The organism is Endozoicomonas sp. Z74 (assembly GCF_057680865.1).
In genome coordinates this window covers 1-11,410 of sequence record NZ_JBLYZI010000137.1, presented here as the reverse complement: position 1 = coordinate 11,410, position 11,410 = coordinate 1, and the positions used below count along the sequence as shown (strand labels likewise).

Below are 11,410 nucleotides of genomic sequence, written 5' to 3'. Positions count from 1 at the left end.
TGATTAGTATGAATCATAAGGGTTACCTTTTTACGATTTAGATTTCAGTGATTTCACCCTCTATCTAAATCGGTAACCCTTCCCTTTTTTGAAGAGGGAATTGTCAGATCAGATCTGAACTAATGCACCTGAATCCTCCGGGGCTCTTTGACTGGACCAGTCCAGCTCTGTGAATGCCCCGGTTTTTTTTACGACAAAAGCCTTAAGCCACCATTTTTTCAATGGTTTCCTTTGCTTCCCCTATCGCTTTTTCTCTGGAGTCATCTCCCATACTCAGGCCCTCTGCATAGACGAACTCAACGTCGGTAATCCCTATAAAGCCCAGAAAATGGCGAACCAGTGACGTCTGAGTATCGTATTCCGTTCCTTCATACACCCCTTCGGCAGGCCAAGCACCAATACGTCGGCGGACCGGAGCTCTGCTATCAACTGATCTGAAAGTTCTGCACGGACCTGCTGTGTCTCGTTCCGTTCAGCTTCTGGCAGACCAAAGCCCACCATTGTATCTGCATCAAGGTGTGGAACAGGGTCTTTCGCCAGATCCCGGGTATAAGCTTTTGTGCCAGGATGACTGGCAGAAAAACGCTCAATAAACCGGGCTGTCAGTTGTGAAGACTGCCCCTGTTCACCAAACAAACTGCTGTTGACCTGTAGAATCTGTGTCATGGTTCATCTCCTTGCGGTGGTCTTAAGAATGAAACGAAGAGTACGATGGGCCATAGTTCTACTTTATGGTCGAATTTACCGAATAAAAAGCGCAAAATAACGGCGTAATTCATCGATTTTTTCGATAAAAGGAGCCCCGGCGATTATGGCAAAAGTAACCCTTGAACAGTGGCGCATGCTGCAGGCAGTCATTGAGCACGGAGGATTCGCCCAGGCCTCGGAAGTTCTGTTTAAAAGTCAGTCAACGATCAGCTACGCCGTGAACAAACTGCAAAAGCAGCTGGGTATTCAGGTCCTTGAAATCAAGGGGCGGAAGGCGGAGCTGACCGAGCCAGGAAAGGTCATGCTGCGCCGCTCCCAGGCGCTGCTAAGGGAAGCAGAAGCTCTGGAAAAAGTAGCTGGCAGCCTGTCTGAAGGGTGGGAGGGCTCCCTGACACTGGCTGTAGATGTCATTTTCCCCAACCCGCTGTTAACCCGTATTCTGGAAAGATTTTCCCCGGTTTCCAGGCATACCCGCCTTGAGCTGGTTGAATCCGTTTTGTCGGGGACCACGGACATGCTCACTTCGGGCGAAGCCGATATTGTTATCACCGGACATATTCCCCAGGGCTTTCTGGGAGAACCGTTAATGTCGATACGCTTTGCCCCGGTGGCCCGTTTTGACCACCCTCTTCACCAGTTTGACCGGCCCGTGAATGAAAAAGATCTCAAACAGCACCGTCAGATCGTGATTCGTGACTCCGGGACAAAACGGGAAACCAGTGCTGGCTGGCTGGGTTCTGAGGAAAGATGGACAGTCAGCCACATCAGCTCTTCAATCCGGCTGGTCAAACATGGACTGGGGTTTGCCTGGTTGCCAACCCACCATATTCAGGAGGAGCTGGAAGAAGGCACCGTAAAAATCCTGGAGATTGAGCCCCACAATGACCGATCCATCCCTCTGTTTATGGTATTCCCGGACCCGGACTACAGTGGACCGGCGACCAGAGAGCTGGCCGGAATTTTCCGGGAGTGCTGCCAGATAGGTCCATAGCGGAGGAGCGTTTTCAACTGAGCCGGGTCAAATCACCCAGTTTGCCATCGTCACCGTAGGTAATTTGAAAGCGCCCATAGATGCCTTCCCGGGTGACGAAACGGACCATGATGTCATAGGGTATGCTCATGCTCTGTCCGGTTTCCGTTCGAACCTGAACCATTGTTTTTGTGCCTTTGTAATATTCAAGAACCTGCTGAGAGTTCAGACTGACAGAAAACACCGCCTTGTGCATCGCTCAATCCTTTGTTGTCAGGGGCTGTTCGAAAAAGTTACCTACTATTTTAGCAATCATCCATTGTCTGGAGGCAAGACCCCCTCAGTAATAGGAATACCCCTGAGAGTAATTCCTGACCTTTTCCCCCACTTTATAACCAATATAAGTAAAGGCCAGAATAGGAGCACTGCCTAACAGCGTGGTCGATAGCCAGGGAGAAAGAACCAGTCCCCCGTAAAGGCTGGCAATATAGGCAATGGGCGCTGCAATAATAAAGCCTGCCAGCCCCCAGGGAAGACAGCCAGCGTACTTTCTGGATAGCAACGGGAGGAGCACCGCCAGACCACTGATCAAACCCAGGGGAATAAAGCTGTACAGCTCATGGATCGCCAGGTGGTCCACCGCCCCAAAGCGCAGGTAGCTGGATACCGCATAAGCCGATGGCCAGAACACCAGTAGTGAGGTAAAAAGCAGAAAGGATCTTATAAGTTTCATGGCTATTGCTGTCTCAATGCGAACGGAATCACCACCGTTCCAAGTCCAGAGTCAGGTGTGCTATGGGTCGCGGCACGCCATCAATAAAGGGCTGCCCATTGCCTGATAAAGCCGTGTATTTTAGCGCAATAAAACAACCGGTTACCTGTACAGAAATCAATAATCGGTGGACTTGGGCCGAGAAATCGGTGAAGTATCTTTCATCATGTGGACAAGGTATTCAAGTTACTTATTCTGTAAATGTGAACTGTGAGTCCCTTTCCCTCCCCCTGCAGCAATATTGGCTTTAGTGCTTCCGGGAGGCTTTCGTCCCCAGGTGATCACTTTGAAGTGGTCCCACCAGTGACTTTCAGGGCTCTGATAGGCTTTCAATATCCCCTGATACAGTCGGCTTTCTTCCGCACTCTGATTCTGCAGCCCTTCCAGCTGTAGGGTAGAAAGATACATAAAACGCCCCTCTGGGGTTTCCCCCCCCTGAACCAGTTTGCCACTTGATTCCGCCTGAACCTCAATCAACCCTGCTTCCCTGAAAAGCCGGTGATTCAGGTACGCAGAGTGAAAGGAAATATGTCCTGAACGCTCCAGAGCCTGATAGTCGCCCCCTTCTTTTTTCCAGACTTCATCAGGAGCATCCAGAGTAGACAGTCGATATTTGGCATCAAAAACCCCCATATCATCCACCACCAGAATGCCCCCGGGTTTGAGAGCAGCCACCATCTTTTTGATAACCTGCTCCTTCTCAGCCAGGTGCATCAATACATCCCGGGCATGAATCAAATTATAAGTGTCTGTCAGTGGATCTTTGACAATATCGTGTTCCAACACCCTTAGATGTCCACTTTGCTTTTCCTTTAAAAACCGGATGTCGATATCCGTCGCGGTGACTCTGCCTTTTTCGCCCACTTTATCTACCAGCCACTGGGCAACACCGCCTAGCCCAGAGCCCACATCCAGGCACTGCCACCCGGGTTGTATATTCAATGACTCAAGAAAGCGAAAGGTCCCTGGATTCTGGGTTTCTTCAAGCAACTCCAGCCGCTCCCTGGCCAGCTTCCATTGATTCGAAAGGGTGTAACCGTCCGCCCAGCTCAGGGTTACCCATAACGGGGCCAACAAAGAGACCTTAATCAGGTTATTAAGAAAGGTGCTTCTTCTTAACAGGAGGGTCACAGTGGTTTTCGCTATATTCCGAGCACCGGTCGATGGCATTGGACAGTCTCTTCAACTTAAGCAGGAAAATAGACAGCCAGGAACGGCTGGTACATTGAATCAAGAAAGGGGAGGTTAAATGAATAAAAGAGGCGTTCTTAAAGAACACCTCTTACAGGCAGATAGCAAAGGCTTATTGCCCTGGAGGCTGAGGCATCATACCTTCAGGCAGTTCCATATTATTGGGAACCTGCATCTGCTGCATTACCTGGTTGATGGACTCACGGATACTGGCAATCATCGCCTTATACCCTTCATCAAAACCCCGGTAAAAGGCCAGTTCAGCACCTTTCAAGTCACCACCGGGCTGGGCGATGGCAGGCTGCTTGCCTTCAGGATTTTCCCCTCCAAAAAAGGCTTCCATTGAGGTTGGAACTGTCAGGGCAACACGCCCACCTGACATATACCCATCAATGTAGCGCCCCTTCACAAAAGGGCTCTCGCCGCCAATACCAGAGTTACGGAAAGAGTCAGAAGCCTCGCACCAGCGATCCTTGAACTCACTGGGACTCTCAGCAGAGCGGCAATCGTACTCAACCATGCCCAGAGCGCCTTTAACGGAAGCATATCCATCACGATACCCGGTATCCTCAGGCGCTTCCGACTTGCTTTCAATACTGTGGGAGGGCAGACGGCTCTCCTTGCCCTGACGAGCATCATTAATACCGTTTCGATAGCCTTTCAGATAACCACTGAAAGCATCAGGGTTGCCGGAATGTGGGCTCGTCTCAAATTTACTTTTGGCTTCGCACCAGGTCTGCTCCAGCAAGCCGGCACGGCCCGTGTCCTTACACTCATAAAACTCCTTCTCTACTGTAGGGCTACCCGCAGGAGCAGCCTCGCGAACAGCCGAGGTAACGTCGGGACAATCAGCAGGTTTACTGCACCCTTGTAAAAGAGCCAGCATCCCTGCCAGGGGCAGCAACGCTGCCAGAATCAATCTGCGCATCGAAATCCTCCTATCCAAGGGATTCATCAATTTTTTATTCAATACAGTTTTGACGGGTCTGACTTAATATAGTTCAGTTTTTTTCAGATTTTCATTAACGGTCATTGGCAGTGCCCACCGGAGAGTGAGTGTTGGGAATAAAATGCTTGAGTTCCAGAAGCGCTTCTCCCCCCCGCGAGCAGAGCGCCTCCCAGCTCTCTGGCAGAGCGTTCTGAAGAACCCGAAGCCATTGGTCAAGACTGCAGTGGCCCGGACAACCGGGAATCTTCAGAGAGCGATGGTTCAGGGAAGGGTATATTTCAGGGTTTCCGCTATTCCAGTTCAATTGAAACCCCAAGTGTGAAGCATAGCCAAGCATATCTGGGGACACCCCCAGCAAAGCAATCACCGTCATGAGGCTGATCTCACTGCCCAAATAGAGTGTCCAGCGTTGACACTCCCCCGGAGAACTTTTAAGGCAGTTTTTCACCCTTGTTAAATCAACGATCATCGCCTGAATTAACGGTGTTGCCACCAGCCCGGAAATCCCAGGGTCTTTTGCCATGCTCGATATTATCCAGTGCATTAGAGCTTCCAGCTCATCCACGTCTTTGCCATTCACACCTTCCGGCAACAATAAGCGGTGGTTATTTTGAACAGAAACCAGATCAGTAAATAATAAAAGTGAATAGAAATCAGCGCTTGTATTGGCTAATCCTGCCCATCGCTCAAGTTGTTCTGCATATTGTTTTTTTTTATTCTGCCACTCAGGGCTCTTTTTTATAGCCTCGATCATCCCTGAATACCCGGGGCAACGGCGCATGGGAGAAAATAAGTAATCATTTTCAACGGGAGAAGCATAAACCGGCGGAATCTGTATCCCCCCTGGCAACCCTTTTTTTCCTGGGCTGGGTGGAAACATCCCCTGAAGCAAGGCGCTGGCACTTTGTATGGTGCGATCCAGCCCTCTGGCAAAATGCTGGCTCAAAGAGGGCGTCCAGGTCTCAGACAAGCTATCACCAAAGTAACGGCTTCGAATCATCCTGCCCAGCTGAAGTTCCTGCTCTACCCCCCTGGGGGTTAACTGACCAGCCCCCTCCGGCCAATACTCCGCCATATTTCCCAGAGCCCGTGGGGAACGGTCTCCATGGCGGACCAGGCTAATCAGGTAGTCAGCAGGGGGAGATGCTACTTTGGCAGACGCTGCCATTAACGACAAAGGCAACAGCAAAAACAGTGAACTACAGAACAGGGCAGCAAAATATCTGATTCTCCAGAAAAAAACCGTTGGGGAACCTGCTTTCTGACAGAGGGATTCAGACCAGAAACCTGCTAGCGAAGACCGATGTTTCATTCTTCTTTTCCGCTTGTTCATAAACCCATCGGTCAAGATAGAAAACTTTCAGGAAAACCATTGTTGTTTTATCGTAAATTGCCTCTTTAAAAGCACCTCAGAAGAAAAAAGCTGACCGGTCTCTTTTTATGCTCATAACCAGGCATCGAATGCAGGACTACTGAAAATAGAGAACCACTCAAGATGCCGGTTAGCCTGCTTGAAAAAAAACTAATCCCTAATTCGGCCTGACAGACTCGGGCAGATCCCCCTGGATCCCCATAGCCTGTTGGATAAAAAGCGATTTAATCAATGGCATATGATCGGCTATTTTCAAACCTGCATTTCTCAGCCAGCGTATTCGGATATCATCGGCCCCAAACACATTCTGAAACCCGGCCATGGCCGCCATCATTGCGGTATTGGAGGGCTTCCTGCGGCGCTGGTAGCGGTCAAGAATATGCGGCCCATAAAAATCATCCCCGCGCCTGCAGGCCCTGAGCAGCTCTTCTGAAAGCACCGCCACATCCATGAACCCAAGGTTCACACCCTGGCCTGCCAGCGGATGAATGGTGTGAGCCGCATCCCCCACCAGAACCACACCCTGGCGATGATATTGTCTGGCATGCCGTTCACGCAGGGGAAACCTCAACCGGGGATCTGCATGAATAATGGTGCCAGCGCGACCTTCAAAGGCCTGCCCCAGTTCATCACAGAAAGCGGAATCAGCCAGAGTCTCCAGACGGTCAGCCTGACCCGGCAACAGAGACCAGACAATGGAGCAGTAATGCCGACCCTCCCGGTCTGGCAGGGGAAGAAACGCCAGCGGACCGGTGTCCAGAAACACCTGCCGGGCACACCCCTCATGGGCCCGCTCAGTTTCAACGGTGGTGACTAACGCATGATGAAGGTAGTCCTTCTGGTTTGTGGGGATGCCCGCCATTTGCCTTAATCTTGACTCTGCCCCTTCCGCAGCCACTAAAAGCGGGGCTTCCAGAACAATGCCGTCCGCTAACAGCACCTGCCCTCCACCTTCCCCCGAGAGCTGGTAGCCCACCTCAGGCTGGTCCCCAAAGCAGTGAACCCCTGAATCAGCGAGCTTCATCAACAAAGCATTGCGAATGACGGCATTCTCCACAATGTAGCCAAGGTCTGGCAGCGAAACAGAGTCTGCATCGAAATGAATCTCACCGGTTCCCTCACCATCCCAGACCGTCATCTGCTGGTAAGGACATACCCTCTGGCTCACCATTAATTCCCAGGCACCGAGATGCTTGAACCAGTTGATCGAGGCCGTGGACAGGGCGCTGACTCTTGGTTGCCAGGGCATATCCATGGACAGTGGATGTGCCACCAATGACTGCTGATCAATCAGGGCAACGTTCAGACCGGCTTCTGAATCAGAAAGCGCCAGGGCCAGGGAGGCGCCCACCATTCCGCCCCCCACAATGATGACATCAAATGTCTGCATGACTTCCTTTAACCTGCCTTTACCTGTGGCTGGAGTTGGTTCCAGCACAGTGTTCTGGAAAAACCGAAAGCAATCACAACCCCATGGCCTTACGGGCAAAACGGGATTTCACGGGGGTACAGCGATCCATAGCGGTCAGCCCCAGGTTTCTGGCCAGCACCGATACGGCATCTGTTTTAGAGAACAGTTTGACCAGACCATCACAGAAGCGACTGGTCACCCACTGGTCTTTCTGTTGCTCCTGTTGATAACTCAGCAGGCGCCCCAGATCACCGGGACTGACGCCTTTATCCACAGAGGTGCGAATGCTGTTTGCGAGAACCATTGTGTCTCGAATGGCCAGGTTATAACCCTGCCCGGCAACCGGGTGTATCGCGTGGGCCGCATTCCCCAGAATCACCAGACCGGGACGAACCTGTTCTTTCGCCAGGCTCATGGACAAAGGGTAATGATCCCGCTTGCCCACAGCCAGAAACCGCCCCGCCCGATAGCCAAAACAGGCTTGAAGCCTTGCCAGAAAGCTCCGGTCATCCATAGAGAGAACCTCATCCATTTCACAATCAGGCATCGTCCATACCAGAGCGCTCTGATGTGGAAGCGGATGTTGAAACGAAGACGGCCCGGAACCGGGCATCAAAGGGAGAAGGGCCATGGGGCCTTTTCCGGAAAATCGTTCATAGGCGATACCCTGGTGAGGTCGATCCAGGGCAATATTGGCAATAACCCCATGCTGCTGATATTCAGTAACATCCCGGGCAATGCCCAGCTGATCCATCAGTCCGGAACGGCCTCCATCCACCAGCACCACCAGAGAAGCACGAATCGAAGCTGAACTTAACCGCGCCTCCATCCCCCCCGGAATCGGCTTGAGGGATTCCACCTGGTCAGGGCTGAACAGTTGAATCATACCCTGCTGCTGGTATTCCTTGACCCTCTCCAACAGCGCGTCACCCAGGTAGTGGTTTTTTACCACATAGCCCAGCGCCTCAACCCCTTCATCCCTGGCACTTAACCGGGTAACTCCGAAATGCCCCCGGTCGGACACATGTACCTGCTCAATGGCACAGGCCTCGGAGGAAAGGTTCTGCCACAAACCCAGCCCGTCATAGATACAGCGGGTTCCCCAGGACAGGGCAGAAGCCCTGGCATCAAAACTGGGAGGACGTTCACGAACGGAATCCAGGTCATGGGTTTCCACCAGAGCCAACCGCAGCCCCTGTTGCCTGATGCTGCTCTCAAGGGCACACACCAGGCTGGCCCCGACCAGACCCGCACCAATGACCAGAACATCATAATCCATGGAGGCAACCTCGTCAGAGCAGCGGGAAATCATGGGTGGTCACAACCTCAGCCATTAATGAATTGATAGATTAATGAAGCGTATCCGGAGTCCCGGCCTTGTCAGCCCCCTTATTGGCATCAGTACTGGAGTCCGACTTTGTGCACACTTCGGCAAACACATTCAGCCACGCCAGCCTCACAAACTCGCTGACCTCAACAAACAGCTTTTCAGACTCCTCACTGTCGTCAGTGGCTTCAATCAGACTGATCTGGGCAAAGTCCCGCAGCACTTCCTCCACCATTTCCCCAACTTCCTGGTTCTGAAGCCCCTGGCCAAAACCGGAAACAAAAGACTGACACCAGACTCCCAGTGACTCCGTCCGTTCCCGAAGCCCATCCTCGTCATCCGGAAGCATCAGGCTGGCGGAAAAACTGCCCGATTCAAGCTCTCCAAGGGTATAGCGAAACAACTGACTCAACAGCGACTCTGTCAAATCATCAAAAGAGACATCACCCAGCTGCTCAGACACCTGCTTCAGCCAGTCCTGGACCGCTGGACGACTGCCTGCGGATAACAGCCCACAGAGATAACCATGAATCTCCGATGGGTGGCCATTACCACCCACTTCCACCAACCGGTCCGCCAGTTCATCAAACTGGACCGGTTCACAGGGCTCTGTATCGAAAGTCGTGGTCATCATAATTCCTGATTCATACTGTTTACGGTGAAAAACTGTTTGCAGCCATGTTTTGAATCCATGTTGTTCCATGGTTGGTATTGCACAGATAGAGAGTGGCGCAAAGTGTTTTTCTTCCACTATGGGAACCTGTGAGGATTCTATCAGACTTCTGACTTTTTTTGGGTGGCGCCATCGGGGCAACCCTTCTTGCTTACAACCATTGTTCTGGAATTCTTCAGCAGCTATAGTAAACCCAATAACCGAGCATTCAGGAAACCATGAAAGAGCCTGATTTCATTGCCCTCGACGAGAAAGTGGATTATCTGGTGGCTCTTTGCCAGAAGCTGCGGGAAGAAAACCGCCAGTTGCGCCAGCAGGAACAATCGTGGAGAGCCGAAAAAGCGAAGCTGATGGAAAACAATGACCATGCCCGCCGAAAGGTGGAGGCCATGATTAATCGCCTTCGGACTCTGGAGCAGGAATCATGACGGACCTGAGCGCAACCACCGCCGTAACCATTCTGGACAAAGAATACCGCATCAGCTGCCCTCCCGAAGATCAGGAGGCTCTTCAGGTGGCCGCAAAATACCTGAATCATAAAATGCAGGAAATCCGCACCACCGGCAAAGTGATTGGCGTGGAGCGCATTGCGGTGATGGCTGCACTCAACATCAGTTATGAGTTCATGCAAGTTCGCAACCAGAGTGAAAACGAAAAGCTGGATACCCAGGAACACATCAACCAGTTGCTGGGCAAACTGGACCAGGCGCTGGAGTCCGTAGAGCGCTGACTGATAACCAAAGGTCATTTCCTGCGGGAATCAATAGCCAAAAAAACTTACAGACTTCTGGCCCCCAACCGATATAATGCGCTTGAAACCTCCCTGGCCTGTTTGCCAGCCACCATACGTCCCGAGCCGATAATACCATCCAGGGGGCTCCTCGCAGATGCTGGAGTGCAGGTCCGCCCCGTAGCGGAAAGCCCGATTCGTCTCAGCAGCCCCCACCGTGACCGTTACGGCCACGGGCAAACGTGGCAGCGGCAGGGTGGGGAGGTTTCACTACTGTATCTCCTCTCGTTATGTTGAACGGGACAAAACATCTCCCCCCAAAAAACAACACCTGATCCTTTTCGAGCATGAAATCATCAGCCCCCTCTGAGTAGATCCAAACTGGGCTCGATAGTAATACGGGCAGGATATCTGCGTCAGAAAATCTTGTTCCTCCTGAGCTTTTCCACATATCAGCAAAACCGCTCTCTTGAAGACCTTGAAGTAAATCTTCAGCCACCAGGCTCCTTCTGTCTGTAAATGACAGAACAGAGTCCTACGGGTCACTCTGGGCGTTTAATAAATGAGGACTGTTTCACATACGGCTGAATACAGCCTTTACAGTCATAGGGGAAATAATATGGTAATAGTTATTCATGATTGATAGACCATCATAAGCGTTATTAAATCAAAAGAGGCTTCCAGCATTGACGGCAATCATTGATAACCGTAAACAGGCAGCGAAATTTCTTTATCGGGCAACGTTCGGACCAAAAGTCGAAGATGTTGACCAGCTCCTTAAAACAGGCGTAGAACAATGGCTGGAACAACAATTCAACACGCCACCTCAATTGCACCTTGAGCTCGCCAGAAAATACGCCGGAATAACTGGAACAAAAACCAATGTATATTGCCGGAGAGGCGCCTGGTGGTGCCGAACCCTTTATGCTGAAGACCCATTAAGGCAAAAGGTGGCTTTTGCTTTTAGCCAGATATTTGTTTGTTCAAAATACAATGGGGGCCCAAAAAATGACGAGGCACTTCTGGCTTATTACGACCTCCTGATCAATCATGCCTTTGGTAATTTTCGTCAATTTCTTGAACAAGTGACCCTCAATCCATCAATGGGAACATTCCTTTCTCTGGATGGCAGCCAGAAGGAAAATCCCAAAAAGAATAGGGAAGGTGCGATTAAGTCCCTAGCCATGAGATAATACTCCCATCGCTTCCAGCTTGAGTTTCTGTCCATGAGCCAGCTTAGTTTCGCAGACAGTGAGTTTGTCCATAAACGCAGAACCACCCGCAAAGAGCGCTTTCTGGCAAAAATG

General features: G+C 51.2%; 14 protein-coding genes and 1 other RNA gene. 5 read left to right on the top strand and 10 right to left on the bottom strand.

Translation table 11 applies throughout. The features are described from left to right. Nucleotides 1-202: 202 nt before the first annotated feature. Nucleotides 203-376 carry an NAD(P)H-dependent oxidoreductase gene (locus ACNRUY_RS24075; RefSeq protein WP_488114215.1) on the bottom strand — a complete coding sequence of 58 codons (174 nt, stop codon included), beginning with the start codon at nucleotides 374-376 and terminating at the stop codon, nucleotides 203-205. Further along, on the bottom strand, nucleotides 313-666 hold the full coding sequence (locus ACNRUY_RS24070; RefSeq protein ID WP_488114214.1) for an NAD(P)H-dependent oxidoreductase: 354 nt from the start codon (nucleotides 664-666) through the stop codon (nucleotides 313-315). The genes ACNRUY_RS24075 and ACNRUY_RS24070 overlap by 64 nt, the downstream gene beginning before the upstream one ends. 145 nt (nucleotides 667-811) lie before the next feature. Between ACNRUY_RS24070 and ACNRUY_RS24065 the strand changes: the two genes are divergently transcribed. Then, the gene (locus ACNRUY_RS24065; protein ID WP_488114213.1) at nucleotides 812-1,699 is read left to right on the top strand and encodes a LysR family transcriptional regulator; all 888 of its coding nucleotides are present in this window, start codon (nucleotides 812-814) and stop codon (nucleotides 1,697-1,699) included. Between the two features lie 13 nt (nucleotides 1,700-1,712). Here ACNRUY_RS24065 and ACNRUY_RS24060 read toward each other — a convergent pair whose 3' ends face one another. From ACNRUY_RS24060 to ACNRUY_RS24025, 8 genes are all read right to left on the bottom strand, one after another. Then, nucleotides 1,713-1,934, bottom strand: coding sequence for a DUF2835 family protein (locus tag ACNRUY_RS24060; protein WP_488114212.1), 222 nt, complete (start codon nucleotides 1,932-1,934; stop codon nucleotides 1,713-1,715). Nucleotides 1,935-2,018: 84 nt separating this feature from the next. Then, entirely contained in the window at nucleotides 2,019-2,411 is a 393-nt protein-coding gene (locus tag ACNRUY_RS24055) for a hypothetical protein (RefSeq protein ID WP_488114211.1), read from the bottom strand. A gap of 225 nt (nucleotides 2,412-2,636) precedes the next feature. Next, a complete protein-coding gene (locus ACNRUY_RS24050; protein WP_488114210.1) occupies nucleotides 2,637-3,620 on the bottom strand; it encodes a class I SAM-dependent methyltransferase in 984 nt (327 codons plus the stop codon). 133 nt (nucleotides 3,621-3,753) lie between these two features. Further along, a complete protein-coding gene (locus ACNRUY_RS24045) occupies nucleotides 3,754-4,569 on the bottom strand; it encodes a hypothetical protein (RefSeq protein WP_488114209.1) in 816 nt (271 codons plus the stop codon). Nucleotides 4,570-4,663: 94 nt separating this feature from the next. Beyond that, entirely contained in the window at nucleotides 4,664-5,902 is a 1,239-nt protein-coding gene (locus ACNRUY_RS24040; RefSeq protein ID WP_488114208.1) for a histidine phosphatase family protein, read from the bottom strand. A 217-nt stretch (nucleotides 5,903-6,119) separates the two neighbouring features. Next, nucleotides 6,120-7,352, bottom strand: a complete 1,233-nt coding sequence (locus ACNRUY_RS24035) for an FAD-dependent oxidoreductase (RefSeq protein ID WP_488114207.1) — start codon at nucleotides 7,350-7,352, stop codon at nucleotides 6,120-6,122. A 73-nt stretch (nucleotides 7,353-7,425) separates the two neighbouring features. Continuing rightward, on the bottom strand, nucleotides 7,426-8,685 hold the full coding sequence (gene ubiH / locus ACNRUY_RS24030; RefSeq protein ID WP_488114206.1) for a 2-octaprenyl-6-methoxyphenyl hydroxylase: 1,260 nt from the start codon (nucleotides 8,683-8,685) through the stop codon (nucleotides 7,426-7,428). A 37-nt stretch (nucleotides 8,686-8,722) separates the two neighbouring features. Beyond that, nucleotides 8,723-9,331 (bottom strand): UPF0149 family protein, encoded by a 609-nt coding sequence (locus ACNRUY_RS24025; protein WP_488114205.1) that lies wholly within the window; start codon nucleotides 9,329-9,331, stop codon nucleotides 8,723-8,725. A 260-nt stretch (nucleotides 9,332-9,591) separates the two neighbouring features. Here ACNRUY_RS24025 and ACNRUY_RS24020 point away from each other — a divergent pair, with 260 nt between their 5' ends. The 4 genes from ACNRUY_RS24020 to ACNRUY_RS24005 all read left to right on the top strand — a co-directional run bounded on the left by ACNRUY_RS24020 (nucleotide 9,592) and on the right by ACNRUY_RS24005 (nucleotide 11,296). Further along, nucleotides 9,592-9,801, top strand: coding sequence for a TIGR02449 family protein (locus ACNRUY_RS24020; RefSeq protein ID WP_488114204.1), 210 nt, complete (start codon nucleotides 9,592-9,594; stop codon nucleotides 9,799-9,801). Then, on the top strand, nucleotides 9,798-10,103 hold the full coding sequence (locus ACNRUY_RS24015) for a cell division protein ZapA (RefSeq protein WP_488114203.1): 306 nt from the start codon (nucleotides 9,798-9,800) through the stop codon (nucleotides 10,101-10,103). Before ACNRUY_RS24020 ends, ACNRUY_RS24015 begins: the two co-directional genes overlap by 4 nt. 87 nt (nucleotides 10,104-10,190) lie before the next feature. Then, nucleotides 10,191-10,370, top strand: a non-coding RNA gene (gene ssrS / locus ACNRUY_RS24010) — 6S RNA. Between the two features lie 419 nt (nucleotides 10,371-10,789). Beyond that, a complete protein-coding gene (locus tag ACNRUY_RS24005) occupies nucleotides 10,790-11,296 on the top strand; it encodes a DUF1800 family protein (RefSeq protein WP_488114202.1) in 507 nt (168 codons plus the stop codon). Nucleotides 11,297-11,410 lie beyond the last annotated feature (114 nt).

Coding starts and splice junctions, on each gene's coding strand:
- ACNRUY_RS24065 (WP_488114213.1), top strand. CDS start 812: ATGGCAAAAGTAACCCTTGAACAGTGGCGCATGCTGCAGGCAGTCATT.
- ACNRUY_RS24040 (WP_488114208.1), bottom strand. CDS start 5,902: ATGAAACATCGGTCTTCGCTAGCAGGTTTCTGGTCTGAATCCCTCTGT.
- ACNRUY_RS24070 (WP_488114214.1), bottom strand. CDS start 666: ATGACACAGATTCTACAGGTCAACAGCAGTTTGTTTGGTGAACAGGGG.
- ACNRUY_RS24045 (WP_488114209.1), bottom strand. CDS start 4,569: ATGCGCAGATTGATTCTGGCAGCGTTGCTGCCCCTGGCAGGGATGCTG.
- ACNRUY_RS24055 (WP_488114211.1), bottom strand. CDS start 2,411: ATGAAACTTATAAGATCCTTTCTGCTTTTTACCTCACTACTGGTGTTC.
- ACNRUY_RS24015 (WP_488114203.1), top strand. CDS start 9,798: ATGACGGACCTGAGCGCAACCACCGCCGTAACCATTCTGGACAAAGAA.
- ACNRUY_RS24025 (WP_488114205.1), bottom strand. CDS start 9,331: ATGACCACGACTTTCGATACAGAGCCCTGTGAACCGGTCCAGTTTGAT.
- ubiH (WP_488114206.1), bottom strand. CDS start 8,685: ATGATTTCCCGCTGCTCTGACGAGGTTGCCTCCATGGATTATGATGTT.
- ACNRUY_RS24050 (WP_488114210.1), bottom strand. CDS start 3,620: ATGCCATCGACCGGTGCTCGGAATATAGCGAAAACCACTGTGACCCTC.
- ACNRUY_RS24020 (WP_488114204.1), top strand. CDS start 9,592: ATGAAAGAGCCTGATTTCATTGCCCTCGACGAGAAAGTGGATTATCTG.
- ACNRUY_RS24035 (WP_488114207.1), bottom strand. CDS start 7,352: ATGCAGACATTTGATGTCATCATTGTGGGGGGCGGAATGGTGGGCGCC.
- ACNRUY_RS24060 (WP_488114212.1), bottom strand. CDS start 1,934: ATGCACAAGGCGGTGTTTTCTGTCAGTCTGAACTCTCAGCAGGTTCTT.